The sequence below is a fragment of the Rhodococcus sp. 15-649-2-2 genome (assembly GCF_002258645.1).
Classification (GTDB): Bacteria; Actinomycetota; Actinomycetes; order Mycobacteriales; family Mycobacteriaceae; genus Rhodococcoides.
In genome coordinates this window covers 112,395-136,973 of sequence record NZ_NPFM01000034.1, presented here as the reverse complement: position 1 = coordinate 136,973, position 24,579 = coordinate 112,395, and the positions used below count along the sequence as shown (strand labels likewise).

General features: G+C 63.7%; 34 protein-coding genes. 27 read left to right on the top strand and 7 right to left on the bottom strand.

Going from position 1 to position 24,579, the window contains the following annotated elements:
* Nucleotides 1-5 precede the first annotated feature (5 nt).
* The 7 genes from rpsS to CH305_RS26280 all read left to right on the top strand — a co-directional run bounded on the left by rpsS (nucleotide 6) and on the right by CH305_RS26280 (nucleotide 3,427).
* The gene (rpsS, locus tag CH305_RS26310) at nucleotides 6-287 is read left to right on the top strand and encodes a 30S ribosomal protein S19 (RefSeq protein WP_008718309.1); all 282 of its coding nucleotides are present in this window, start codon (nucleotides 6-8) and stop codon (nucleotides 285-287) included.
* Nucleotides 284-706, top strand: coding sequence for a 50S ribosomal protein L22 (gene rplV / locus CH305_RS26305; protein WP_027496311.1), 423 nt, complete (start codon nucleotides 284-286; stop codon nucleotides 704-706). Before rpsS ends, rplV begins: the two co-directional genes overlap by 4 nt.
* Entirely contained in the window at nucleotides 706-1,515 is an 810-nt protein-coding gene (gene rpsC, locus CH305_RS26300) for a 30S ribosomal protein S3 (RefSeq protein ID WP_027496312.1), read from the top strand. The genes rplV and rpsC overlap by 1 nt, the downstream gene beginning before the upstream one ends.
* Nucleotides 1,516-1,518: 3 nt before the next feature.
* Nucleotides 1,519-1,935: a 50S ribosomal protein L16 gene (rplP, locus tag CH305_RS26295; RefSeq protein ID WP_027496313.1), complete on the top strand. Its 417-nt coding sequence runs from the start codon at nucleotides 1,519-1,521 to the stop codon at nucleotides 1,933-1,935.
* Complete coding sequence (rpmC, locus tag CH305_RS26290; protein WP_032376634.1) at nucleotides 1,935-2,180, top strand: 50S ribosomal protein L29; 246 nt, start codon at nucleotides 1,935-1,937, stop codon at nucleotides 2,178-2,180. Before rplP ends, rpmC begins: the two co-directional genes overlap by 1 nt.
* Nucleotides 2,177-2,455 carry a 30S ribosomal protein S17 gene (gene rpsQ / locus CH305_RS26285; protein WP_032376635.1) on the top strand — a complete coding sequence of 93 codons (279 nt, stop codon included), beginning with the start codon at nucleotides 2,177-2,179 and terminating at the stop codon, nucleotides 2,453-2,455. Before rpmC ends, rpsQ begins: the two co-directional genes overlap by 4 nt.
* Nucleotides 2,456-2,539: 84 nt before the next feature.
* A complete protein-coding gene (locus CH305_RS26280) occupies nucleotides 2,540-3,427 on the top strand; it encodes a glycosyltransferase family 2 protein (protein WP_094705498.1) in 888 nt (295 codons plus the stop codon).
* A 7-nt stretch (nucleotides 3,428-3,434) separates the two neighbouring features.
* On the opposite strand, the gene CH305_RS26275 is transcribed toward CH305_RS26280, so the two are convergent.
* Genes CH305_RS26275 through CH305_RS26260 form a run of 4 tightly spaced genes read right to left on the bottom strand, consistent with a single transcriptional unit; the run spans nucleotide 3,435 to nucleotide 9,621 of the window.
* A complete protein-coding gene (locus tag CH305_RS26275) occupies nucleotides 3,435-4,760 on the bottom strand; it encodes an AIM24 family protein (RefSeq protein ID WP_373454595.1) in 1,326 nt (441 codons plus the stop codon).
* Nucleotides 4,761-4,793: 33 nt separating this feature from the next.
* Complete coding sequence (locus CH305_RS26270; RefSeq protein WP_094705568.1) at nucleotides 4,794-7,916, bottom strand: ATP-binding protein; 3,123 nt, start codon at nucleotides 7,914-7,916, stop codon at nucleotides 4,794-4,796.
* A gap of 17 nt (nucleotides 7,917-7,933) precedes the next feature.
* Nucleotides 7,934-8,587 (bottom strand): hypothetical protein, encoded by a 654-nt coding sequence (locus CH305_RS26265; RefSeq protein ID WP_094705494.1) that lies wholly within the window; start codon nucleotides 8,585-8,587, stop codon nucleotides 7,934-7,936.
* Nucleotides 8,584-9,621 (bottom strand): endonuclease domain-containing protein, encoded by a 1,038-nt coding sequence (locus CH305_RS26260; RefSeq protein WP_094705492.1) that lies wholly within the window; start codon nucleotides 9,619-9,621, stop codon nucleotides 8,584-8,586. The genes CH305_RS26265 and CH305_RS26260 overlap by 4 nt, the downstream gene beginning before the upstream one ends.
* A gap of 238 nt (nucleotides 9,622-9,859) precedes the next feature.
* On the opposite strand from CH305_RS26260, the gene rplN reads away from it, so the two are divergent.
* From rplN to CH305_RS26240, 4 genes are read left to right on the top strand one after another with little or no spacing between them, the layout of a single operon-like run.
* Nucleotides 9,860-10,228, top strand: a complete 369-nt coding sequence (gene rplN / locus CH305_RS26255; RefSeq protein ID WP_008718280.1) for a 50S ribosomal protein L14 — start codon at nucleotides 9,860-9,862, stop codon at nucleotides 10,226-10,228.
* Nucleotides 10,229-10,546, top strand: a complete 318-nt coding sequence (gene rplX / locus CH305_RS26250; protein ID WP_008718278.1) for a 50S ribosomal protein L24 — start codon at nucleotides 10,229-10,231, stop codon at nucleotides 10,544-10,546. It abuts the gene before it with no gap.
* 1 nt (nucleotide 10,547) lies between these two features.
* Entirely contained in the window at nucleotides 10,548-11,120 is a 573-nt protein-coding gene (rplE, locus tag CH305_RS26245) for a 50S ribosomal protein L5 (protein ID WP_008718275.1), read from the top strand.
* A 4-nt stretch (nucleotides 11,121-11,124) separates the two neighbouring features.
* Nucleotides 11,125-11,310, top strand: coding sequence for a type Z 30S ribosomal protein S14 (locus CH305_RS26240; RefSeq protein WP_008718273.1), 186 nt, complete (start codon nucleotides 11,125-11,127; stop codon nucleotides 11,308-11,310).
* A 91-nt stretch (nucleotides 11,311-11,401) separates the two neighbouring features.
* On the opposite strand, the gene CH305_RS26235 is transcribed toward CH305_RS26240, so the two are convergent.
* Both CH305_RS26235 and CH305_RS26230 read right to left on the bottom strand, forming a co-directional pair.
* The gene (locus tag CH305_RS26235) at nucleotides 11,402-12,100 is read right to left on the bottom strand and encodes a hypothetical protein (RefSeq protein WP_094705490.1); all 699 of its coding nucleotides are present in this window, start codon (nucleotides 12,098-12,100) and stop codon (nucleotides 11,402-11,404) included.
* A gap of 1 nt (nucleotide 12,101) precedes the next feature.
* Nucleotides 12,102-13,469, bottom strand: a complete 1,368-nt coding sequence (locus CH305_RS26230; protein ID WP_094705488.1) for a glutamine synthetase family protein — start codon at nucleotides 13,467-13,469, stop codon at nucleotides 12,102-12,104.
* 394 nt (nucleotides 13,470-13,863) lie between these two features.
* Between CH305_RS26230 and rpsH the strand changes: the two genes are divergently transcribed.
* The 9 genes from rpsH to map all read left to right on the top strand — a co-directional run bounded on the left by rpsH (nucleotide 13,864) and on the right by map (nucleotide 19,553).
* A complete protein-coding gene (gene rpsH, locus CH305_RS26225; RefSeq protein WP_008718266.1) occupies nucleotides 13,864-14,262 on the top strand; it encodes a 30S ribosomal protein S8 in 399 nt (132 codons plus the stop codon).
* Nucleotides 14,263-14,276: 14 nt separating this feature from the next.
* Nucleotides 14,277-14,816, top strand: a complete 540-nt coding sequence (rplF, locus tag CH305_RS26220; protein ID WP_032376650.1) for a 50S ribosomal protein L6 — start codon at nucleotides 14,277-14,279, stop codon at nucleotides 14,814-14,816.
* Nucleotide 14,817: 1 nt separating this feature from the next.
* Nucleotides 14,818-15,234 carry a 50S ribosomal protein L18 gene (gene rplR / locus CH305_RS26215; protein ID WP_032365631.1) on the top strand — a complete coding sequence of 139 codons (417 nt, stop codon included), beginning with the start codon at nucleotides 14,818-14,820 and terminating at the stop codon, nucleotides 15,232-15,234.
* A gap of 34 nt (nucleotides 15,235-15,268) precedes the next feature.
* The gene (rpsE, locus tag CH305_RS26210) at nucleotides 15,269-15,943 is read left to right on the top strand and encodes a 30S ribosomal protein S5 (protein WP_032365630.1); all 675 of its coding nucleotides are present in this window, start codon (nucleotides 15,269-15,271) and stop codon (nucleotides 15,941-15,943) included.
* Nucleotides 15,943-16,122, top strand: coding sequence for a 50S ribosomal protein L30 (rpmD, locus tag CH305_RS26205; RefSeq protein WP_008718256.1), 180 nt, complete (start codon nucleotides 15,943-15,945; stop codon nucleotides 16,120-16,122). Before rpsE ends, rpmD begins: the two co-directional genes overlap by 1 nt.
* A 2-nt stretch (nucleotides 16,123-16,124) precedes the next feature.
* Entirely contained in the window at nucleotides 16,125-16,568 is a 444-nt protein-coding gene (gene rplO, locus CH305_RS26200) for a 50S ribosomal protein L15 (protein WP_027496326.1), read from the top strand.
* 314 nt (nucleotides 16,569-16,882) lie between these two features.
* Nucleotides 16,883-18,205, top strand: a complete 1,323-nt coding sequence (secY, locus tag CH305_RS26195; RefSeq protein WP_032376651.1) for a preprotein translocase subunit SecY — start codon at nucleotides 16,883-16,885, stop codon at nucleotides 18,203-18,205.
* Nucleotides 18,202-18,756 carry an adenylate kinase gene (locus CH305_RS26190; RefSeq protein ID WP_094705486.1) on the top strand — a complete coding sequence of 185 codons (555 nt, stop codon included), beginning with the start codon at nucleotides 18,202-18,204 and terminating at the stop codon, nucleotides 18,754-18,756. Before secY ends, CH305_RS26190 begins: the two co-directional genes overlap by 4 nt.
* Nucleotides 18,756-19,553, top strand: coding sequence for a type I methionyl aminopeptidase (gene map / locus CH305_RS26185; RefSeq protein ID WP_032404668.1), 798 nt, complete (start codon nucleotides 18,756-18,758; stop codon nucleotides 19,551-19,553). The genes CH305_RS26190 and map overlap by 1 nt, the downstream gene beginning before the upstream one ends.
* 2 nt (nucleotides 19,554-19,555) lie before the next feature.
* On the opposite strand, the gene CH305_RS26180 is transcribed toward map, so the two are convergent.
* Nucleotides 19,556-20,449 (bottom strand): glycosyltransferase family 2 protein, encoded by an 894-nt coding sequence (locus CH305_RS26180; RefSeq protein ID WP_179278411.1) that lies wholly within the window; start codon nucleotides 20,447-20,449, stop codon nucleotides 19,556-19,558.
* 298 nt (nucleotides 20,450-20,747) lie between these two features.
* Between CH305_RS26180 and infA the strand changes: the two genes are divergently transcribed.
* From infA to rplQ, 7 genes are all read left to right on the top strand, one after another.
* Nucleotides 20,748-20,969 carry a translation initiation factor IF-1 gene (gene infA, locus CH305_RS26175; protein WP_005140011.1) on the top strand — a complete coding sequence of 74 codons (222 nt, stop codon included), beginning with the start codon at nucleotides 20,748-20,750 and terminating at the stop codon, nucleotides 20,967-20,969.
* A gap of 89 nt (nucleotides 20,970-21,058) precedes the next feature.
* On the top strand, nucleotides 21,059-21,172 hold the full coding sequence (gene rpmJ, locus CH305_RS26170) for a 50S ribosomal protein L36 (protein ID WP_025347279.1): 114 nt from the start codon (nucleotides 21,059-21,061) through the stop codon (nucleotides 21,170-21,172).
* A gap of 204 nt (nucleotides 21,173-21,376) precedes the next feature.
* Nucleotides 21,377-21,751, top strand: coding sequence for a 30S ribosomal protein S13 (gene rpsM / locus CH305_RS26165; protein ID WP_008718227.1), 375 nt, complete (start codon nucleotides 21,377-21,379; stop codon nucleotides 21,749-21,751).
* Nucleotides 21,751-22,164, top strand: coding sequence for a 30S ribosomal protein S11 (gene rpsK / locus CH305_RS26160; protein ID WP_027496331.1), 414 nt, complete (start codon nucleotides 21,751-21,753; stop codon nucleotides 22,162-22,164). The genes rpsM and rpsK overlap by 1 nt, the downstream gene beginning before the upstream one ends.
* A 21-nt stretch (nucleotides 22,165-22,185) precedes the next feature.
* Nucleotides 22,186-22,791, top strand: coding sequence for a 30S ribosomal protein S4 (gene rpsD, locus CH305_RS26155; RefSeq protein WP_008718223.1), 606 nt, complete (start codon nucleotides 22,186-22,188; stop codon nucleotides 22,789-22,791).
* Between the two features lie 99 nt (nucleotides 22,792-22,890).
* Nucleotides 22,891-23,955, top strand: coding sequence for a DNA-directed RNA polymerase subunit alpha (locus tag CH305_RS26150; protein ID WP_032376654.1), 1,065 nt, complete (start codon nucleotides 22,891-22,893; stop codon nucleotides 23,953-23,955).
* Nucleotides 23,956-23,989: 34 nt separating this feature from the next.
* Nucleotides 23,990-24,577: a 50S ribosomal protein L17 gene (gene rplQ, locus CH305_RS26145; protein ID WP_037147824.1), complete on the top strand. Its 588-nt coding sequence runs from the start codon at nucleotides 23,990-23,992 to the stop codon at nucleotides 24,575-24,577.
* Nucleotides 24,578-24,579: the final 2 nt, after the last annotated feature.

Genomic DNA, 24,579 nt, shown 5'->3' with positions numbered 1-24,579 from the left:
TCAGAATGCCACGCAGCCTGAAGAAAGGCCCGTTCGTAGACGATCACCTCCTCGCGAAGGTTGACGTCCAGAACGACAAGGGAACCAAGCAGGTCATCAAGACCTGGTCCCGTCGATCGACAATCCTGCCCGACTTCATCGGTCACACTTTCGCCGTCCACGACGGTCGCAAGCACGTACCGGTGTTCGTGTCCGACTCCATGGTCGGCCACAAGCTCGGGGAGTTCGCACCGACCCGCACGTTCAAGGGTCACATCAAGGACGACCGGAAGGCGAAGAGGCGATGACCAACTTCACCCCCACCGCCAATCCGACTGCCAAGGCCGTAGCGAAGCACGTTCGCGTCACGCCGATGAAGGCACGTCGCGTCGTGGATCTGGTTCGTGGGCGCTCCGTCGAGGACGCGCTCAACATCCTCAAGTTCGCGCCGCAGGCAGCGAGCGAGCCGGTCGCCAAGGTGATCGCGTCCGCAGCCGCCAACGCCGAGAACAACCTGGATCTCGATCCCAGCACGCTGATCGTCGCCACTGCATTCGTCGACGAGGGCACCACCCTCAAGCGATTCCAGCCGCGCGCTCAGGGCCGGGCATTCCGGATCCGCAAGCGCACCAGCCACATCACGGTGATCGTCGAAAGCCTGCCCAAGACCGGCGGAACGTCTCGCAACCGTCGTAAGGGCCAGGCGTCCAAGGAAGGGGCTCAGTAGTGGGTCAGAAAATCAACCCGCACGGCTTCCGCTTGGGTATCACCACTGACTGGAAGTCGCGCTGGTACGCAGACAAGCAGTACTCGGAGTACGTCAAGGAAGACGTCGAGATCCGCAAGCTTCTTGCCACCGGCATGGAGCGCGCGGGTATCGCCAAGGTCGAGATCGAGCGCACCCGTGACCGTGTTCGCGTGGACATCCACACGGCACGTCCCGGCATCGTCATCGGTCGTCGTGGTGCCGAGGCCGACCGCATCCGCGGAGCTCTCGAGAAGCTGACCGGCAAGCAGGTCCAGCTCAACATCCTCGAGGTCAAGAACGCCGAGTCCGAGGCTCAGCTCGTGGCCCAGGGCGTTGCCGAGCAGCTCAGCAACCGCGTCGCATTCCGTCGCGCAATGCGTAAGGCCATCCAGTCGGCCATGCGTCAGCCGAACGTCAAGGGCATTCGTGTTCAGTGCTCGGGCCGTCTCGGTGGCGCAGAAATGTCTCGCTCGGAGTTCTACCGCGAGGGACGCGTTCCCCTGCACACGCTCCGTGCCGACATCGACTACGGGCTGTACGAGGCCAAGACCACCTTCGGCCGCATCGGTGTGAAGGTCTGGATCTACAAGGGCGACATCGTCGGCGGACGGCGTGAACTCGCTGCCGCTGCGGCTCCGGCCGCCGGTGCAGACCGTCCCCGTCGTGAGCGTCCCACTCGTCCGCGTCGCAGCGGTGCCTCGGGCACCACGGCGACCAGCACCGAGGCCGGCCGCGCGGCATCCGCAACCGAGGCTCCGGCCTCGACCGAGCCCACTCAGGAGGGCTGACGCATGTTGATCCCCCGCCGGGTCAAGCACCGCAAGCAGCACCACCCGAAGCGTTCGGGTGCCGCCAAGGGCGGAACTCAGGTGACATTCGGTGACTACGGCATCCAGGCTCTCGAGCCCGCCTACATCACCAACCGTCAGATCGAGTCCGCTCGTATCGCGATCACTCGCCACATCAAGCGTGGCGGCAAGGTCTGGATCAACATCTTCCCGGACCGTCCGCTCACCAAGAAGCCTGCCGAGACCCGCATGGGTTCCGGTAAGGGTTCGCCCGAGTGGTGGATCGCGAACGTCAAGCCGGGCCGGGTGCTCTTCGAGCTGTCGTACCCCGACGAGACCATCGCGCGTGAGGCACTGACTCGCGCCATCCACAAGCTGCCCATCAAGGCACGCATCATCACCAGGGAGGAGCAGTTCTGATGGCTACCGGAACCCCAGCCGCAGAGCTCCGCGAGCTCACCGGTGAAGAGCTGGTCACCAAGCTGCGTGAGTCGAAGGAAGAGCTGTTCAACCTTCGTTTCCAGATGGCTACCGGCCAGTTGGACAACAACCGTCGACTGCGCGTGGTGCGCCACGAGATCGCGCGTATCTACACGGTGCTCCGCGAACGTGAGCTCGGCTTGGCCTCTGGTCCTTCCGAGGACACAGCAGGTGACGCAGCATGAGCGAGGAAAACACTGTGACTGAAGAGCGCAACAACCGTAAGGTCCGGATCGGCTACGTCGTATCCGACAAGATGGAAAAGACGATCGTGGTCGAGCTCGAGGACAGGGTCAAGCACCCCCTCTACAGCAAGATCATCCGTCGTACCACCAAGGTCAAGGCACATGACGAGAAGGGCGACGCCGGCGTAGGCGATCGCGTTCAGCTCATGGAGACCCGTCCGTTGTCCGCCACGAAGCACTGGCGACTGGTCGAGGTTCTCGAAAAGGCCAAGTAAGCACCGAGTGCTGGAAGAGCCCATTCCCGGGTCAACCGGGGATGGGCTCTTCTGTGTTCTGACCCGAGGTAGGAAGAGCGTTCGATGGACGAGAACCGACGCAAGGGCGTGACTGTCGTCATCCCCGTCCGCAATGCGGTCGCGACCCTGAGAGCCCAACTGGACGCCTTGGCGGTACAGGATCACGGCATCGACTTCGAGGTGATCATCAGCGACAACGGGTCGACCGATGGGCTGCGGGAGTTTCTCGACATGCGCCCTGATGACTACGGAATATGCGTTCGGTACGTCGATGCTTCCGGTTCTGCAGGCACATCGCACGCACGTAACGTGGGGGCATCGGCAGCTCGAACCGAGTTGCTGGCGTTCTGCGACGGCGATGACGTCGTCCGGCCCCAGTGGTTGAGCGAACTGGTGGCTGCCGCATCGACGGCGGATCTGGTGAGTGGCTCGGTGGACACGTCGAGGGTGAATTCTCCTACGGTGTACCGTCGCCGCCCGATGACCCCCTCGAGCGCGGGATTCGACACCGACTTTCTCCCGTACGTCCCAGGCTGCAACTTCGCGGTATGGGCCGATGTCTTTCATGCAGTGCACGGTTTCGACGAGACGTTGACCGAGGCAGGCGAGGACCTCGACTTCTCCTGGCGTGTACAACTGGCCGGGTTCCGCATGGCTCATGCAGGAGCCGCGACCGTCGATTACCGCCTCAGACCGACGATGCGCGAGTTCTGGTCACAGGTGCGGCGATACGCGGTCGGCGACGTTCAGCTGTATGTGGCGTATCGCGACTACGGGTTCGCCGGTCTGTCGGTCAGGGTCTTCTCGCAGCATGTGCTGCGACTGCTGGTGACCAATCCACTGGTGCCGCAGAGCTTGTCGCGGGTGCCCCGAGAACGCTGGATCGCAGCTGCGGCTGTGGTCGTCGGTCACGTCCAGGGATCGATCCGGTACCGCACGCTGTTCCTGTGATCGAGGGTCACCTGCCCAGCAGGCCACCGAGCGCTCCACCGACGCCGGCCTGCTCCCCGCTGCCGGCACCACCGACCAATCCGCCGGGTGGCTGTTCCGACGGCTGTACGACGACGAATCCCTGACCTGCGAACTCGAGGGTGAATCGCTCACCGGTCGAACGGCCGATCAGGGTCCCGAGTCCGAACGAATCGTTCTTCTTTACCCGTGTCTGCAAGGACGACGACCACGCGACCGCAGCTTGCGGATCTGCGAACGTCGGCTGATCGACGTTCAGCACCACCGGCACGCCGTCGGTCGTGATGGCGATCCGCCCGCGTCCGGTGAACACACAATTGAAGAAGCCCGCGTTTCCACCTGCCGCCGCGCCCTGGACTCGCTTGACGTCGTAACTCAGCGAGGACTCGAAGGCCAGCACGTTGGCACCGTTGATGGTCAGTCCATCCGTGCCGTCCAGGTCGATCAGATGGACATCCTGCGCAGCGTTGGCGAGGAAGAGATCACCCTGACCCGATACCTTCATCAGCGGCACACCCTCCCCGGAGAGCGCCTGCTTCAGTGCCCGACCCAAACCGCCCGAGCCCTGCGCCTCGAATTTCAGGTTGCCCTGATAGGCGACCATCGAGCCCGCCCGGGCCATCAGCTCGCCGCTCAGACCCACCCGGCACATCTTGCTGCCCTGCTTCTGAATGCCGGATCCGGGAACCTCGGCGTGTACGGGCGCGAACAGTTCGCTTCTCATGGCCAGAACTCCTTGTTGGACAGGTGAATTCACGGGTGATTCGGTGTTCTGCGACGGGGTTGTCGTCGATGACTCGGGCGGCGGCTGCTCGTCGTCTTCGATACTGATCCCGAAAGCGGTGGCCAGCCCGGCCAACCCGTCCGCGTACCCCTGGCCGACCGCGCGGATCTTCCACTGCTCGGCGCGCCGGTAGAACTCCAGGCACACCAGAGCGCTTTCGTCCCCGAGAGCATCGGCTGCGAACCCGACCAGCGCCGTACCCGACGCATCGGAGACCGTCACCGACGTAGGGCCAGCGGCGGCGAACGTTGCCGGACCGCTTCCGTCAAGCGAGGCTGCGATGGCGACCGTCTCGATGTCGGGAGGAATCGCGGACGGATCCACCCGGACCAGATGGCCGGAAGACGTCCGCTGGTACTCCACACCCGCGCCCGCCGGCTGGTTGTAGAACACCAGATCTGCGTCCGAACGCACACGTCCGTCCCGCCCCAACAGCAATGCGGATACATCGACGGAGGTCGAGCTGGCCAACGTCACTGTCAGGGGGCCGGACGGAGCGGGGCAGTTCTCCCCGCGAGCGAGGCTTTTCACCGGATCCAGTGTGCCAGTGTCGGACGCCTGCTGTCAGGAACGTGCGAGTTCGATGACCTCTTCCTCGGTCGGTGGACTCTTGGGGTGATACGACAGGCACAGGGGAGTGGCCGTGCGTCGGAACTCGGCACCTTCCACGGCTGCATAGAACTGACCGGCGGGCAGACGCCCGACGTCGGGAACCGAGCCGCCCTTGACTCGCGCCATCTCCTTGGCCGCATCGACCTGCGACGGGCTGTTCAACAGACCGTAGAACTGAGTCGACGCATTGCCGGCAATACGGTTGTGCAGACCCTTCGGAGCTTGGGTGGCGAACACCAGACCGAGCCCGTACTTACGTGCCTGCGACGCCAGAGCCAGGGTGCTGTGTGTCGCCGCGGTCGTCCTGTCCGACGGCGCGAAGTTCTGTGCCTCGTCCATGACGAACAGTCCGCCCAGCGGCCGGCCGCCCGCAGGATTTTTCTTTATCCATGCGAACAACCCCATCTGCAGCTGGTTGACGAAACTCTGCTTCTGCTCGTCGGTGGTCAGACCGGCCAGGTTGATCACCGACACCCTGGCCTTCTTGCCCTCGACCGGCGTCAGCAGAACAGCCGGATCGACCGGCGTACCTGCTCCGGCGAACATCGGATCGTTCGCGGCGGCGGCTTTGAGATTCTCGGCCAGACCGGCAGAGATGCGGACGGCGTCGCGCATCTCGCTGGCGTCCTCGGGGAATTCCTCGAGCAAGTCGATGAAGTCTGTGAGATTGCCACCGTGCGGCCGTCGACCGAACAGATCGAGTGCCGACTTCAGCACGGCCCGACCGTGTTTGGCCTTCTGCGACGTGCCGAGAACGCCGGCAGCCGGTTCGAGCGAGGCCAGTGCGGACTCGACGGAGGCCTCGAACTCGTCGGCGTCACCGAGGACGCTGACGAAATCGGGAAGGGGCTGAAAGCTCAGCGGCCGACCTGCGGACTTGCGCGGCGTCCAGACCACGACGTCGGTGTCGCGCAGGTATGCCGTTGCTTTGGCTTCGTCACCCGGCGGCCAGGTTCGCTCGTCCTCCGGCCAGGCAGTGCCGAGACGGGCGAGATCGTTGTTGACGTCGAGTACGATTGCCGAAACACCCTGCAGCGCACACTCTTCCACGAGGCGGCGGATCAGCACCGTCTTGCCCGAGCCGGAGCCGGCAAAGATCGCGGTGTGCTTGCGCAGCGCTTCGAGGGGAACAGCGACATCGGCGCCGGTGCTCAATTCGGCACCCACCACGATGGACGGCCGACGCGATGCGGCCGGTGCGGCCGCGGTGATCGGGGTCTCGGGTTCGATGAGCGCCGTGTCGTCGTCGACGACGCTCACGGCAGGCAACACGGCCCCGAACAGTTCGACGTCGTGTGCCGGCTTGCGTGCGAGCAGCCAGGAGGTGAGCGCGGGGGAGTTCTCGCTCAGCAGGATCGACAATGCTGCCAATGCCCGACGGTCCTCGTCGCTCAAGGGGACCACGACGCCTCCGGCGCGACGCAGGGCTGCAATGGTCTGCTCGGTCTTCGCTCCGTTGGGCCACGGGTCGTTCCTGATCAGAATCAGCCGCCGTTTGGGCATGTCGACGCGCAGGCCCGCTGTGGTCACTGCGCGCTCCACTCGGGCCAGCGCGGCCCGTGCGTTGCCGGACGTCACCGCACGGAAGCACCAGTGCTCCTCGTCGTCGGTATCGGTGTCGACGGTGTGGCGTAGCCGGGCGTGCAGGGCAGGCTTGCCGCTCGGGGGCGGGTCCTGGGCGAGGCTGTCATCGGACGACTGGTGTTCGTGGATCCACGCGGTCAGACCCGCAGACAGCAGCGCGGGAACGATCGAATCCTCGCTGTCGGGTCGCAGCGGAACGGAGACGTCCACCTGTTCGCGAAGCTGCCGGTAGCGATCGTCGAGTGTGTCGAGTTCGTTGACCCGCGCAGTGGGAAGTTCCGGCGCATCTGCCGGGCCGGACCGGTCGGTGAAGCTCGTCAGCTCCGACGCGATGCCGGTGTCGAGGCAGTGCCGGATGTGGCGATCGACGGCAATGAGCAGCTGGCGCGGAGTGAAGTCCGGGGCTTGCTCGAACGCGTCGGGGGCCACCGGCCACGTCGGGTGCGGCGGAGTGAAGCCGGCTTCGAGGAAGCACGCCGCCAGGCGGCGTCCGAGCAGCAGCCGACCGATGTCCGACGACGGAATCGGCTTGAGCGACTGAGTGACTCGGAAGCGGTCTCGCATAGGAGCGACTCCGCGGGCAGCGATCAGTTCCCACGCACTCGACAGAGCCGACAGCACCGAGGCGGTGCGGGGGAGTGTCTCGCGTAGAGACATCAGCCCGTGCGCCAGCTGTTCGACGACCTTGTCCTCCTGCGCGTCGGCGAACTCCTGATCGGATCCGGTGCGCGACTGGGCGACGAGAGTGTCGATCTGGTCGATCGCGAGAATCGTCGGGCCGGTGATCGCGAGGAGTCGCGAAATGTTCTCGGCGATGCCCTGATGGCCGAGCTCGGCGCGGCGAATTCCCCACCCCGAGAACTCCTCGGGATCGACGTCGTCGATGGACTGCAGGTATGCGTCGCCCAGGTCCTGAACCGCAGAGTCCGGGGCAATGGACAGCACCAGTGCGCGCAGTGTGTGCTGCGACGTCCGGCGATGGCGGGGATGCACCTTGTACACCGCGGTGACGAAGGCATCGAGCGTCTCGGCGTCGATCATGTTCTCGCCCATGATCTTTGCGCGCTGATCCTCGGACGCGTCGCCGATCTCGCACAGGCGTCGAAGCAGCAAACCGAGCTGACTGTCGGATCCGCGACCGGACGGGCGCATCAGATCGTCGAGCATTCCCATCAGCGTCGAGCGCCAGAATCCGGCGGCGTCGAGGAGCCGGATCAGGAAGAAGTAACCCCCCTTGAGCTGTACTTCCTCGCGCACCTGGCCCAGTAGGTGCGTCTTGCCCGAGCCGGCAGGCCCACGCACGACGACGCCGAGAGGGCTGGCGTCATCGGACACATCGGCATCGTCGTACGCATTCATCACTTCGAGGAACACCCGCTCGTGCATCCCCGGCACATGCACGTTCGACTGCGAACGCCACACGTCGTCGGGTGTCGGTGCCCAGCTCAGCCGCACCGATTCGAGGGCTCGGATCTGCTCGTTGTCCGTCATCGTCGACTCAACGCCCATCATGCTTCGATCGAGAGAAGGTGGTTCTGCTGATTACCGACTACGACGGCGGCAGCACGTTCCTCGTCCGTCAGTGTCTTCTGATTCTCTTCGGGGATCAACGAAACGTCCGAAGCTCGTCGCAGGCGTGCGAGAGCGTCGTCGAGGTCGCTTCTCGGTATGTCGTGCAACTCGTTTCGCAGTCGCGAGAGTCGAACCGTGCTGCCGGGTTCACGTGCGAGCCGCGCGTAAGCCGTGCGAATCGAGGCTTCGATGTCGACCGTCTCGTCGGACTTCTCGGACCTGCCGGCGGGTGCGGGTTCGTCCTCGCGGGGCGAGAACACATCCGCCGGACGGCTGTCGGTGCGATCGAGCCATCGACGCAACCCGGCCAACACGGTGAACATCGCCTTACCGGCTCCGGTCGATCGAGCCGGGGGTTCACCGCCGATGAGTTCACCGCAGGTACGCCACCCCTTGTCGGTCAGTTCGAGAGTCATCGGGCGTACCGAGGAGTTCACCTCGATCAGACCTGCGTTCTTCAGCTTGTCGCGAGAAGGCTTGGCCAATTCGGGGCCCATCGTTCTGAGTTCGGAATTCTTGACCGGACTCGCTTCGGCCATCAGGACCAGTAGCACTGCTGCCTCGGTCCCGTTCAGGTCTTCGGTACTCATCGAGGATCCCCCTTCGATCGTCTTCTCGATACTGCCTCGCGGATGGTAGCGACAGCGCGGTGCGGGTCGTCCATCACCTGAGCGTTGGTGAACCGCAACACCATGTAACCGTGTGTCTGCAGTTGGTTGTCGCGCACGCGGTCCTCGGCGAAACGCTCGGGTGCACGGTGTTCGTTCCCGTCGATTTCCACGACGACTCTCTCGGTGCGCCACAGTACGTCGACTGTGAACGGTCGGCTGAGCTCGCCGAGCCGGATCGAGCGATTGTGTTCCCGTCCGGTGGCCCACTCGTGCACGTCCAGCGCTCGATACAAGCGCTTCTCCGGATCACTGGCCGGGTGCGGATGTCCGGCGATCGGTGGATAGCTCAGTGGGCGAAACCGATCGAGGACGGTGCTGACGCCGGTGGGCACTGCGGGCGCACGAACCGACACCGACGGGAACCGATCCATGCCCGACGCCCCGTCTCCGATGACCCACACCGCCATCCCGGCGTGCGTGCACAGCCATTCCGCCGCAGTTGCGGCGACACCGGCATCGATGCCCGTGGGTACGACCAACACGAGCGCGGCGGAACGGCGACGTTGAGCAACTGCGAGTATCCGCGCCGAACCCGCAGCCCGGGTTTCCACGGTGAACGCCGCTCGACGCGGTGACCGCCCGGCGACGGCCGCGTCGGCGAGAGCTCCGACGTAGGGGCCGAAGTGCACGGTATCGGCGGCCAGCCGCACAGCTGTCGTGCGCGCCGCGCGCCGATCCAACGTGGACGTGCCTGCCTGGTGGTCGAATTCCGGAAGCCAGAGCTCAGCCGAGTTCGCCGCCGCATTCTCCAGCTCGTCGACCACGGCATCCACGAGGTCGACAGTCCGTTTCGCAGACGTAGGCTCGAGTGCGAAGAAGACGATTGCAGGCGCAGCGGTGGGCAGCGGGTTCACCGAATCGGCGAGCTCGCGTTCGGTGGCACCGTGCACACGAACGACTCGATCCATGGGTAGGCCCGACCACCAGCCCGCGGTAATGTCGTTCGACGTCATCGCCCTGCCACGACGATCCGAAGATGTTCCATCCCCGAAACCGTACCGAGAGCCCCGGGTCCGTTGGCAACGGCTCGAGAGCGGGCGATCACGATTTGGATCCACGGGGGCCGTTCGCCTACACTTGACCGGTTGCCTGTGGCAGCGGTGTGCCTTCGTGCGCCCGTACCCGGCAGCCGACCGCGCGTGTCGGGACGGAAATCCGGCACGTACGTACATCCAGGTCAAGGAGAAGTGAGTGATTCAGCAGGAGTCGCGAGTACGCGTCGCTGATAACACGGGCGCAAAGGAAATCCTTTGCATCCGCGTTCTCGGTGGCTCGTCACGTCGCTACGCCGGAATCGGCGACATCATCGTAGCTACGGTGAAAGACGCCATCCCCGGTGGAAACATCAAGAAGGGTGAGGTCGTCAAGGCCGTCATCGTCCGCACCGTCAAGGAGCGCCGTCGTCCGGATGGCTCGTACATCCGCTTCGACGAGAACGCTGCTGTGCTGATCAAGCCGGACAACGATCCCCGTGGAACCCGTATCTTCGGCCCGGTCGGCCGCGAGCTGCGTGAGAAGAAGTTCATGAAGATCGTCTCGCTCGCCCCGGAGGTGCTGTAAATGAAGGTGCACAAGGGCGACACCGTTCTCGTGATCGCAGGCAAGGACAAGGGCGCCAAGGGCAAGGTCATTCAGGCCTACCCCGCTGACTCCAAGGTTCTGGTCGAGGGCGTGAACCGCATCAAGAAGCACACCGCGGTCTCCGCCAACCAGCGCGGCGCATCCTCGGGTGGCATCGTCACTCAGGAAGCCCCGATCCACGTATCGAACGTTGCAGTGGTCGACTCGGACGGAAACCCCACTCGCGTGGGCTACCGGACCGATGAGGAATCCGGCAAGCGCGTTCGAGTTTCCCGGAAGAACGGGAAGGACATCTGAGATGACTACCACCGAAAACATCGCGGGCGAACAGCCCCGCCTCAAGGCGCGCTACCGCGCCGAGATCAAAGACGCCCTGAACACCGAATTTGCATACGAGAACGTCATGCAGATCCCCGGCATCGTCAAGGTCGTCGTCAACATGGGTGTCGGCGACGCCGCCCGTGACGCCAAGCTGATCAACGGTGCAGTTGCCGACCTCGCTGCCATCACCGGCCAGAAGCCGGAGATCCGCAAGGCTCGCAAGTCCATCGCACAGTTCAAGCTGCGCGAAGGAATGCCCATCGGCGCACGCGTCACCCTCCGTGGCGACCGCATGTGGGAGTTCCTCGACCGTCTGGTCTCCATTGCCCTTCCCCGAATCAGGGACTTCCGCGGCCTCTCGGGCACGCAGTTCGACGGCAACGGAAACTACACGTTCGGCCTCAACGAGCAGTCGATGTTCCACGAGATCGACGTGGACAAGATCGACCGTCCGCGCGGCATGGACATCACCGTAGTAACCACCGCAACCAACAACGAAGAAGGCCGCGCGCTGCTCAAGCACCTCGGCTTCCCGTTCAAGGAGAACTGAGTCCATGGCGAAGAAGGCATTGGTCAACAAGGCCAACAAGAAGCCGAAGTTCGCGGTGCGTGCATACACTCGCTGCAACCGCTGCGGCCGTCCCCATTCCGTGTTCCGCAAGTTCGGCCTCTGCCGTATCTGCGTGCGCGAGATGGCACACGCCGGAGAGCTTCCCGGAGTTCGCAAGAGTTCCTGGTGATCTGAAGCCTCCGGGCTTCACCACACCACGCTGATGGGCGTGGGTTCCGAAAGGAACCCACGCCCATTTTGTGTTGCTCGAATCCTGATTTTCACACAGTCCACACGTCGTGTCGTAGCTCCAGTGAGCGGACCAGACCGACCGCCGCATGATGATCATGGCCGTCGATGATCAGCAGCAGGCCACGCTCGGACATCGCCGACGCGAAGGCGTCGATGGAGACGGTTCTACACCCGGGCGGCATATCCGGGTCTCCGAGTTCCCGATAGGTGTCGGCGATCGCTACTGCGTCCTCATCCGGGTCGAATCCCCAGACGGTCACGAAATGTCCTACATTCCAATCGAATTCGGTCAGTTCCGCGGTGTGAACATTCGCCACCAGGCCGAATCGGAAGTGCGCGTCGGCAAGGCGGACAAGTAGCAGGCGTAGCCGCTCGGCACCGGGCCCCATGATCGGAACGACGGCAACGCGGTGGTCGGTTGCCGTCTCGATGCCCTCTGCGAGACCTGCCGCTGTGGTCCCGGCTGCGTCGATCGATGCGGCCCTCGGCAGTGCGTCCCACCCGTCGGTGATTCGAGGGGTTCCGGGAGGACCGGTCGACTCGACCTCGACCGGCCAGATTGCGGCCCCTGATGCGACCGCAAGTGCCGTCACGCCCGGTGCGTCGTCGCCCATGACGGCCGTCAGCGCAACCGATGCCGAGAACGGTCCGCAGAGTTGATCCGGTTGCGGCAGAACACGATCGAGCTCCGAGGCAATAGTGCTTGCCCCGGGGAACCGGCGCAGCATCTCAGTAGATCCAGCGCAACGATTCGAGCAGTTCGTCCTCGGTATGGCTCTCCGCCCACGCGGCGTCGGCGTCCCGGCAGGCAACGAATGCGCCCAGAAGTTCCTCGCCCAACACGTCTCGGACCAGTGCTGACGACAGTAGGTTTTCGCGCTGCTGCGCGTGGGTGGTCGCGAGCGCGGAGATCCCCGCGGTCTCGCGACGCGCGTCGTCCCAACCTCCCACGTCCTCCTGGATCGGTGACGGTAACTGCGCCGAATCCGCCACTCCCGACAGGCCGGCCGCGATCGTGACGGCCAGTGCCATATACGGATTGGCGGACGCGTCGCATGCCTTCAACTCGACGTTGGTGTGTTCCGGGCCGAGAAGGGGCGTGGCCGGTACGAGTCGCACTGCAGCCTCACGGTTTTCGACGCCCCAGAACCCGAAGGCGCCTGCCCAGTAGCCCGGTCGACGACGCAGCAGCGACCCCGAACTCGGTGCCGTGATGGCAGTGAGTCCCGAAAGTTCTCGAACGAGGCCCGCGATGTACGCCCGCCCGGTGTCGGACAGTCCGTACTCTCCGTCCCCGGTCAATGCGTTGTGACCGTCACGAACCAGTGACGTGTGCAGGTGCCACCCGTTACCTGCACTGCTCGATGAGGGCAGGGGAGCGAAGCTTGCCCGCAGGCCGTGAGCTTTCGCCGCTGAGTGGATGGTCTGCCGCGCGAGAACTTGCGCATCGGCTGCAGCAAGTGGATCGAGTGGACTCAATGCGATCTCCAGCTGGGAGCCGCCGTACTCGGCATGAATCTGACCGATGTCGAGGCCATTCGCAGTCAGCGCCTCGAGCAGCAGGACTACGAATTCGTCGACGTCGCGGAGTGCGTTCGCCGAGTAGGCAGGTCCGCGTTGAGCGGACAGCCCGTCCGATTCGCGAGTCAGGGCGAACTCGATCTCGAATCCGGCCCGCACCTCGAAACCCCCATCGGACGCCCTATGAACCTGCCGCTCGAGAACAGCACGCTGATCGTAGGGCCACGGTGTGCCGTCCGCCGAGACCTGTCGTCCGTGTGCCCACGCCAGCCCCGGCTGTCCGGACAGGGCGACCACGCTCGACGCGCTCTCGATCACCGGAATCAACCGCACATCGCCGGACGGCGTCGACAGTCCCTCGTGGGCGAATGTGATCCCGTCGTGGGAATCGAATACCGCGAACACCGCGGTGACTCCCACTCCACGCCGTGCGACTGCAGTCAATTCTGCGGTGGGCACGGTGCGCGATCGGACGATGCCGTTGTTGTCGACCCAGCCGATCGTCACCCCGGCGATGTTGCGGTCACGCAGAGTGTGGGTGAGGTGGTCGATGTCGACTGCCTTCGAGTCCGTCATGGTCCGACGTTAGCGAAGAAGTGGGAGTCCGGGTGTCCGACTGGACCCGAGCCGCTGCGCAATGGTAGGGCGATTTGGTCTTCGGGTGCGTGATGCCTACACTAGAGCGGTTGCCCGGGCTTCGTCGTGCCTGCACGCGAGTCCTTGCAATACAGAACGCAACCTCGAGTTCTCCGCACGTCAGCATCGAATGCGGAAGCTCGTAACACCTGGCAGTGCAGCGATGCATTGCTTGGAGCGCAACCCCTGACCGGCAACAGTCGGTCAGGACATGTTCACTTCGCTGTAGGCCCACGATGTGACGAGCCAGGCCCGTCGGTTTTCCGAAACCCACAGGCACCAGCCCGCGCGTGCTGCATGGGAACCGCTGCGAGAAAGGTGCACAGGTCACACCATGACGATGACCGATCCAATTGCAGACTTCTTGACTCGTCTGCGCAACGCCAATTCGGCGTACCACGACGAGGTGAAGCTTCCCCACTCGAAGCTCAAGGCGAACATCGCCGAGATCCTCAAGCGCGAGGGCTACATCTCCGATTACCGCACGGAAGACGCCGAGGTGGGCAAGACCCTCATCGTCGATCTGAAGTACGGCCCGAGCCGTGAGCGCAGCCTCGCCGGCGTGCGACGCGTCTCCAAGCCCGGTCTCCGGGTGTACGCAAAATCCACCAATCTGCCCAAGGTTCTCGGCGGCCTGGGCGTGGCGATCATCTCCACGTCCACCGGTCTGCTCACGGAGCGTCAGGCTGCCAAGCAGGGTGTGGGCGGAGAAGTCCTCGCCTACGTCTGGTAGGGGAGGCCACCACCATGTCACGTATTGGAAAATTGCCGGTCCCAGTCCCCGCTGGCGTCGATATCACCATCGACGGCCAGGACGTAGCGGTCAAGGGCCCCAAGGGTGCCCTGAGCCTGACAGTCGCCGAGCCCATCAAGATCGCCCGCGCCGACGACGGCACCATCGCCGTCACCCGGCCGGACGACGAGCGTAAGAGCCGCTCGCTGCATGGCCTCTCGCGCACTCTCGTCGCGAACCTCATCACCGGTGTCACCAACGGTTACACCACCAAGATGGAGATTCACGGCGTCGGTTACCGCGTCGTACTCAAGGGCAAGGACCTAGAGTTCGCACTCGGTTACAGCCATCCCGTGCTGATCGAAGCACCCGAGGGCATCACGTTCACGGTCGAGTCGCCCACGCGATTCACCGTTGTCGGCATCGACAAGCAGAAGGTCGGTCAGATCTCTGCCAACATTCGTCGTCTGCGGCGTCCGGACCCGTACAAGGGCAAGGGCATCCGCTACGAGGGTGAAGTGATCCGCCGCAAGGTCGGAAAGACGGGTAAGTGATATGAGCCAGCAAACAGCAGACAAGGCGAACGTCGTCAAGCGCACACCGCGCGGCACCGACGTCTCGACGAAGCGTCGCCTGTCGAAGGCACGTCGTCACTTCCGCCTTCGCAAGAAGATCTCCGGAACGCCCGAGCGTCCGCGCTTGGTCGTCAACCGGTCCTCGCGTCACATCCACGTGCAGTTGATCGACGATCTTGCGGGCCACACGCTGGCCAGCGCGTCGAGCATCGAAGCCGATGTGCGCGCACTCGAGGGCGACAAGAAGGCCGTCAGCGCGAAGGTCGGCGAGCTCATCGCCAGCCGTGCGAAGGCAGCCGGCGTCGAGGCAGTCGTGTTCGACCGCGGCGGCAACAACTACAGCGGCCGCATCGCGGCACTCGCAGACGCTGCCCGCGAAGGCGGGTTGACGTTCTGATGATGACAATGACTGACAACGGAAGGACAGCCTGATGCCGGGACGTCAACGGCGTGACGGCGGAAGCGGCCCCGCCGGACAGAACAGTGGCCCCAACGCAGGTGGCGACAACAACCAGCGCGGCGACAACCGCGGTGGTGGCGGTCGTGACCGTCGTGACAACGGCCGTGGCGGAAACGCTGCGGACAAGTCGAACTTCATCGAGAAGGTCGTCACGATCAACCGCGTCTCCAAGGTGGTCAAGGGTGGTCGACGCTTCAGCTTCACCGCCCTCGTCATCGTCGGTGACGGCAACGGACTGGTCGGCGTCGGCTACGGCAAGGCCAAGGAAGTTCCCGCGGCCATCCAGAAGGGTGTCGAGGAGGCTCGCAAGAGCTTCTTCCGCGTCCCGATGATCGCCGGCACCATCACGCACCCCATTCAGGGCGAAGCCGCTGCCGGCGTCGTCATGTTGCGTCCGGCCAGCGCCGGTACCGGCGTCATCGCCGGTGGCGCTGTGCGCGCAGTGCTGGAGTGCGCCGGTGTCCACGATGTGCTGTCGAAGTCGCTCGGTAGCGACAACGCCATCAACGTCGTGCACGCGACCGTCGCGGCCCTCAAGGGTCTGCAGCGTCCCGAGGAAGTTGCGGCTCGCCGCGGCCTGACCCTCGAAGAGGTTGCACCCGCCGGAATGCTGCGCGCTCGCGCACAGGCAGGAGCGGTGAAGTAATGGCTCAGCTGAAGGTCACTCAGATCAAGAGCACCATCGGCCAGAAGGCGAACCAGCGTGACAGCCTGCGTACTCTCGGGCTCAAGGGCATCCGCCAGACGGTCGTCCGCGAGGACAACCCGCAGAACCGCGGACTGGTCAACACGGTGCGCCACCTCGTAACTGTTGAGGAGGTCTAACCATGACCATCAAACTGCACCACCTGCGCCCCGCAGCCGGATCCAAGTCGACGAAGATTCGCGTCGGCCGTGGTGAAGGTGGCAAGCGCGGCAAGACCGCAGGTCGCGGTACCAAGGGAACCGGCGCACGCAAGAACGTGCCGGCACGCTTCGAGGGTGGCCAGATGCCCCTCCACATGCGGCTCCCGAAGCTCAAGGGCTTCACCAACCGCAACCGTGTCGTGTTCCAGGTCGTGAACCTGCGCGACATCGAGCGCCTGTTCCCCGAGGGTGGTCAGATCGGTATCCCCGAGCTGATCGCCAAGGGAGCCGTTCGCAAGAACGAGCTCGTCAAGGTTCTCGGAGACGGAAACCTCACCGTGAAGGTCGATATCTCGGCCAACAAGTTCACGGGCTCCGCCAAGGAAAAGATCGCCGCTGCCGGCGGTTCTGCAACCGAGGTATGAGCATTGCTTCGAAGTGCTGATTAGCAGCGCTTCGAGCAGCAGTTCGTGACGATGGCCGCAGCCACAGCTCTCGCAGCTGAGCTGCGGCCATCGTTGCCTACACGCAATGTCGTGTGTGTCGACCGATCGGCCAGGGTCCAACACTGACCGTCGGGACGTTCGATGCGCACTGTTAGAGTTCTAGAGTTCAGAGAAGTTCGTATCGATGCGGTCGACGTATGTCGTCCGCAGTCCATGCTCGTGAGGCTCACGGGAGCATCAGTCGCTCCCGATGAAGCACTCGCGGCGTCAACGCAGTCGTGCCAGGAGGATCTTTGCTTTCCGCCTTCGTGTCGGCCCTCAGGACTCCTGACCTGAGACGGAAGATCCTCTTCACGCTCGGTCTGGTGGCCCTGTATCGCTTCGGTGCAACGCTGCCGTCGCCGGGTGTCGACTACGCCAATGTCCGAGCGTGCATCGACCAGGTCTCCGGTGGAGATTCGGCGGGCATCTACTCGTTGATCAACCTGTTCTCGGGTGGAGCGCTGCTCCAGCTGTCGGTGTTCGCGATCGGCATCATGCCGTACATCACCGCCAGCATCATCGTGCAGCTGCTCACCGTCGTCATCCCCAAGTTCGAGGAACTCCGCAAGGAGGGACAGTCGGGCCAGGCCAAGATGACGCAGTACACGCGTTACCTGTCGATCGCACTGGCCATCCTGCAGGCGACCGGCCTGGTGGCCCTCGCTTCGCGCGGCCAGCTGCTCCAGGGATGTCAGCAGGACATCATCGCCGACCAGTCCATCTTCGGGCTCGTCATCATCGTGCTCGTCATGACTGCAGGCGCAGCCGTCGTGATGTGGTTCGGCGAGGTCATCACCGAGCGCGGTGTCGGTAACGGAATGTCGCTGCTGATCTTCGCCGGTATTGCCTCGCGCATCCCGTCCGAGGGCAACTCGATCCTCGAGAGCCGCGGCGGACTGGTGTTCGGGTTCGTCTGCTTCGCAGCGTTCCTCATCATCACCGGTGTGGTGTTCGTCGAGCAGGGTCAGCGTCGTATTCCGGTTCAGTACGCCAAGCGCATGGTCGGTCGAAAGATGTACGGCGGCTCGTCGACCTATCTTCCGCTCAAGGTCAACCAGGCCGGCGTCATCCCGGTGATCTTCGCGTCCTCGTTGCTCTACCTGCCCAATCTGATCGCGCAGCTCACGTCTGCGAGCACGGCAACAGATCCCAGCTGGTGGCAGCGCATCATCAACGAGTACCTGGTGAACCCAGCCAACCCCGTCTACATCGCGATCTTCTTCGGTCTCATCGTCTTCTTCACGTACTTCTACGTGGCGATCACGTTCAATCCCGAAGAGCGCGCCGACGAAATGAAGAAGTTCGGCGGGTTCATTCCCGGTATCCGCCCCGGCAAGCCGACTGCGGACTACCTGAACTACGTTCTCAGCCGCATCACGCTGCCCGGCTCGATCTACTTGGGCACGATCGCTGTGCTACCGAACCTGTTCCTCGACATCGGCAGTTCCGGTGGAGGCGGGAACCTCCCGTTCGGTGGAACAGCCGTGCTGATCATGGTCAGCGTCGGCCTGGACACCGTGAAGCAGATCGAAAGCCAGCTCATGCAGCGCAACTACGAAGGGTTCCTCAAGTGAGACTTGTTCTGCTCGGTCCCCCCGGTGCCGGCAAGGGCACTCAAGCCGTTCTCCTCTCCGAGAAACTGGGCGTGCCGCACATCTCCACCGGAGATCTGTTTCGCGCGAACATCGGCGAGAAGACGCCGCTCGGCCTCGAAGCGAAGAAGTACCTCGACGCCGGCGATCTGGTTCCCAGTGAGCTGACCGTCGACATGGTCCGCAGCCGTCTCGCCGAGCCCGACGCCGTCAACGGTTTCCTGCTCGACGGCTTCCCCCGTTCGGTCGGTCAGGCCGAGGCTCTCGTGGGCATTCTGTCCGATCTGAACGCGAAGCTCGACGCCGTACTGTCGTTCGTCGTCGACGAGGACGTCGTTGTCGAACGGATGCTTGCGCGTGGTCGCGAGGACGACAAAGAGGACGTCATCCGCAACCGCCTCAAGGTGTACCGAGACGAAACGGCACCGCTGCTGGACTACTACGCCGCCGAGCTCGTCACGGTCGACGCCATCGGTGAAGTGGACGAGGTCAACGCTCGCGCGCTGAAGTCCATCGAGGATCACGGCAAGTAATGGCGTTCGGCCGTAAACGCAAAGTCGTACCGTTTCGCAGCGCAGGTGAGCTCGACGCCATGGCGGCTGCCGGTGCGGTCGTGGGTGCTGCGCTGGTTGCCGTCAGAAACGCGGCGGGTCCCGGGGTCTCGACACTCGAGCTCGATCGAGTAGCCGAAGCGGTGATTCGGGACGCCGGGGCCGTTCCGTCGTTCCTCGGGTATCACGGCTTCACCGGCAGCATCTGCTCCTCGGTGAACGATCGTGTGGTGCACGGCATTCCGTCCGCAGACGAGATTTTGGCTGCAGGCGACCTGGTCTCGATCGATTGTGGTGCGGTCCTCGACGGGTGGCACGGAGACTCCGCGTGGACGTTCGGCGTCGGGGACATCATCGAGGCCGATGCAATGCTGAGCGAGGCGACGAGACTGTCGATGGAAGCCGGTATCGCGGCAATGCTTCCTGGTAACCGACTCACCGACGTTTCGCATGCCATCGAGTCCGGAACGCATGCGGCGGAAAAAGCGCACGGCCGAAAGTACGGAATCGTCGACGGCTACGGCGGCCACGGAATCGGCCGCGAGATGCACATGGATCCATTCCTGGCGAACGAGGGTGCACCGGGCAAGGGCCCGGAGTTGGTGGTCGGATCGACGCTCGCGATCGAACCGATGCTGACTCTCGGGACCTACGACACCGATATCCTCGAGGACGGGTGGACCGTCGTCACGACCGACGGATCGCGCTCGGCGCACTGGGAACACACGGTCGCCGTGACCGAGGACGGGCCACGCATCCTGACGGTTCGGCCCAGCTAGAACTACCAGGCCAACGATCCGTAACGACGGCCCCCTCGGATGAGTCCGAGGTGGGCAGCCGTCAAACGTAGCCAGAGGCGCGTCGGCATCCGGGTCAGTGCGGTCGGCAGCAGTGGGTTTCGCAGTGCAAGCGCGAGCAGCGCGACGATCGTTGTACGGACTCGGAACGGCGGGCATCCGCTCGCCCGGTACATCCCGCGGACGTGGGCCGAGCCGTATCCGAGTGCCCCCGCTTGTGCCCAATTGTCTCGGTAGCCCGTACGCAGACGATATTCGACCAGCGGCTCGGCTATGAAGTGCAGGCGAGCGCCCGATTGCTGTGCGCGCCAAGAGAATTCCATGTCCTCGCTGGCATGAACGAATTCGAGCATCCCTCCGAGATCTCGGTAGGTCGACGCGTGGCACGCCATACTCGCTCCGATGACGAACGGTCGAAATGCTGACTTGCCCTGATTCGAAGGTGGGGCGAACGGAACGGCGGCTCGCGTGGATTTCGAGTTCAGTGCCTCGGTGCTCAGGCCGGTTCCCACGAGGTCGTAGCGCTCGAGCTCGGCAGTGATGCGCCGCAGCCACGTCGGGTGCACGACGTCGTCGGCATCGCAGAAAGCCAGGAGTGGGCCGTCTGCTGCCTCCGCCCCGCGATTGCGCGCGAAGGACGCGCCTGCGGTGCCGGACGAATCGACGTACTTCAGATTCAGTCGGGTCCGTAGCTCGTGGCTCTTCACGAACTCACACACGCCGTCGGTCGAGCCGTTGTCGCTGACGATGACCTCGAACGAGCCGTCGTAATCCTGATGCGCGAGCGCGCTCAATTGTTGGCCGAGTAAATCCATGGCGTTGTGTACGGGAATGATCACGGAGACGGCTGGGCTGTCTCCGGACGGGTTGGAACTCAAGAGTGCACCTTGCGGGCTCGGACTCTGCACGATTATGGGCGGACGAAACGTTAGCTTCTTTGAACGAGCGTGGCCAGCCGAGGTGTTTCGTGCCCGCTTCGCGCGCATTTGGCCAGATGTGTGTTTGCCGGTAACATAGATCGACGGTGCGCCCTGCGTACCGGATGTTCGCGTGCCCGCACGGGCTGCGAGCGTTTCCGGCGACACGCAGGCTCGAGCGATCGGGTCGGTCAGTGCGCATCACGGTAACGGAAACAGATGCAATCAACCAGGTGTGAGAGCCAGGATCGCGGAGGATATGGCCAAGAAAGACGGTGCTATCGAGGTAGAGGGCCGAGTAGTCGAACCACTGCCCAATGCGATGTTTCGCATTGAGCTCGAAAACGGCCACAAGGTACTCGCTCACATCAGCGGAAAGATGCGTCAGCACTACATTCGCATCCTTCCCGAGGATCGCGTCGTCGTAGAGCTCTCGCCCTACGACCTCACGCGTGGACGCATCGTTTACCGCTACAAGTAAGAGCTTCCCCGGCCACGTCCGGTCGGGGGGAACCATGCTCGGAGCCGCTGCACGCAGTGGGGCCGAGCTACACACAGGAGATCAACGACGTGAAGGTTCAGCCGAGCGTCAAGAAGATCTGCGAAAAGTGCAAGGTGATTCGTCGTAACGGGCGAGTCATGGTGATCTGCGACAACCTGCGTCACAAGCAGCGTCAGGGATAACCACCGAGCTTTTCGCACGTCGGCTTGGCAACAGCTAGAAGATGACCTCCCAGCACCAACCGTGACACACGCGTTGCGGCATACCCCCGGCACGGAGGCCGGGGCCCCACTGAGTTGGTTGAAAGACGCTTCACACCCCAGCGGTGAGAAGGACACAGGGGACGGACTGGGAGCAGACCTCCGGACAAGAAAAGGAAATGCCACATGGCACGTCTCGCAGGTGTGGATCTGCCGCGCGAAAAGCGCATGGAGATCGCACTGACTTACATCTACGGCGTCGGCCGTACCCGCTCCAAGGAGATCCTCACAGCGACGGGCGTCAGCCCCGACCTGCGAAGCAAGGATCTCGGCGACGACGATCTGCGCAAGCTCAGCGATTACATCAACGAGTCCCTCAAGGTCGAGGGCGACCTGCGCCGCGAGGTTCAGGCCGACATCCGTCGCAAGATCGAAATCGGCTGCTACCAGGGTCTTCGCCACCGTCGTGGTCTGCCCGTCCGTGGACAGCGCACCAAGACCAATGCGCGTACCCGTAAGGGACCCAAGCGCACCATTGCCGGCAAGAAGAAGGCGAAGTAATGCCCCCCAAAGCACGCGGTACCGGTCCGAAGAAGGCGCAGAAGACGCGTCGCAGGGACAAGAAGAACGTCCCGCACGGATCTGCGCACATCAAGAGCACGTTCAACAACACGATCGTGTCGATCACCGACCCCGCCGGAAACGTCATCTCATGGGCGTCCTCGGGACACGTGGGCTTCAAGGGCTCGCGCAAGTCGACTCCGTTCGCCGCACAGCTCGCAGCCGAGAACGCTGCGCGCAAGGCACAGGAGCACGGCGTCAAGAAGGTCGACGTGTTCGTCAAGGGTCCCGGCTCCGGCCGTGAGACCGCTATCCGCTCGCTTCAGGCCGCTGGCCTCGAAGTCGGCACCATCTCCGATGTCACCCCTCAGCCGCACAACGGCTGCCGTCCGCCCAAGCGGCGTCGGGTCTAGCGGGAAGGAAAGGTTTAGAAAATGGCACGTTATACCGGTCCTATCACCCGCAAGTCGCGTCGTCTGCGCGTCGACCTCGTCGGAGGCGACCAGGCATTCGAGCGTCGTCCCTACCCGCCGGGCCAGCACGGCCGCGCGCGGATCAAGGAGAGCGAGTACCTGCTCCAGCTGCAGGAGAAGCAGAAGGCTCGCTTCACCTACGGCGTCATGGAGAAGCAGTTCCGTCTGTACTACAAGGAAGCCAACAGGGCCGCCGGCAAGACCGGTGAGAACCTGCTGACCATCCTCGAGACTCGTCTCGACAACGTCGTCTACCGTGCAGGTCTCGCACGCACGCGTCGTCAGGCACGCCAGCTGGTCACCCACGGCCACTTCCTCGTGAACAACAAGCGAGTGGACATCCCCAGCTACCGCGTCTCGCAGTACGACATCATCGATGTCCGCGAGAAGTCCGCACAGACACTGCCGATCCAGATCGCCCGCGAGAGCTACGGCGATCGTCCGGTCGCACCGTGGCTGCAGGTCGTTCCCAACCGTCTTCGCATCCTGGTTCACCGGGTGCCGGAGCGCGCACAGATCGACGTGCCGCTCCAGGAGCAGCTCATCGTCGAGTACTACTCGAAGTAAGGCGCAGCACGCATGTGAGTCTCCTCGCGAGGCTCACATGCGTCTTCGCCTCCACACGTGGGCGTCAAATAGCGGACGTCCGTACAGGAGGAACACACAATGCTCATTTCACAGCGCCCGACGCTGACCGAAGAGGTCATCGCCGACAACCGCTCGAAATTCGTCATCGAGCCGCTCGAGCCCGGCTTCGGTTACACACTCGGCAACTCGCTCCGCCGCACCCTGCTCTCGTCGATCCCCGGCGCTGCTGTCACCAGCATCCGTATCGACGGTGTTCTCCACGAATTCACCACGGTCCCCGGTGTGAAGGAAGATGTCACCGACATCATCCTGAACCTCAAGGGTCTCGTCGTGAGCTCCGAAGAAGACGAACCGGTCACCATGTACGTCCGCAAGCAGGGCCCCGGCGCTGTCACCGCAGGCGACATCGTTCCCCCGGCCGGCGTGACGGTGAACAACCCTGATCTGCACATTGCGACCCTGAACGACAAGGGCAAGTTGGAGATCGAGCTCGTCGTCGAGCGCGGTCGCGGCTACGTCCCCGCCGTTCAGAACAAGGCATCGGGTGCCGAGATCGGCCGTATTCCGGTCGACTCGATCTACTCGCCCGTGCTCAAGGTCACCTACAAGGTGGAGGCCACCCGCGTCGAACAGCGCACCGACTTCGATCGGCTCGTTCTCGACGTGGAAACCAAGAATTCCATCACCGCGCGGGACGCGCTCGCTTCGGCGGGCAAGACCCTGGTTGAGCTCTTCGGCCTCGCCCGTGAGCTGAACGTCGAAGCAGAAGGCATCGAGATCGGACCCTCGCCCGCCGAGGCCGATCACATCGCTTCCTTCGGACTCCCCATCGAGGATCTGGACCTCACCGTCCGTTCCTACAACTGCCTCAAGCGCGAAGGTGTTCACACCGTCGGTGAGCTGGTTGGTCGTACCGAGTCCGATCTGCTCGACATCCGTAACTTCGGGCAGAAGTCCATCGACGAGGTGAAGGTCAAGCTGCATTCGCTCGGCCTCTCCCTCAAGGACAGCCCCGCGTCGTTCGATCCGACCACCGTGCCTGGCTACGACGCCACCACGGGTACGTGGAGTGACACCGACGCCGGCTCCTTCAGCGACACCGAAGGTGCCGAGCAGGACTACGCCGAGACAGAACAGCTGTAATCAGCTCGCTGGAGCTCTTACTAGGAGATTCATCATGCCCAAGCCCACCAAGGGCCGCCGTCTCGGCGGGTCGGCGTCGCACCAGAAGGCCATCCTGGCCAACCTGGCGACGTCACTCTTCGAGCACGGCCGCATCACCACCACCGAGTCGAAGGCCAAGCGCCTTCGTCCCCACGCCGAGAAGCTCGTCACCCATGCCAAAAAGGGTGATCTGGCCCATCGTCGTGAGGTTCTCAAGACGATCAACAACAAAGATGTCGTGCACAAGCTCTTCGCCGAGATCGGGCCTTTCTTCGCCGATCGCGACGGTGGCTACACGCGCATCATCAAGACCGTCCCCCGCAAGGGTGACAACTCGCCGATGGCCATCATCGAGCTCGTCAACGAGCAGACGGTGTCCAACGAAGCCGACCGCGCGCGCCGCGTGAAGGCATCGAAGGCTGCTCCCGCCGCAACCGAGGCTCCGGCCGAGGAAGCGACCGAAGAGAACGTCGTCGAGGCTGTCGAAGCCGACGCAACGGACTCCGAGGTAGCGAACGCCGACGCCGTCATCGAAGGCATCGAGGATAACGACGCTCACGCGTCGGACGCCCCCGAGGCCGAGGAAGCAAAGAAGGACTAGTC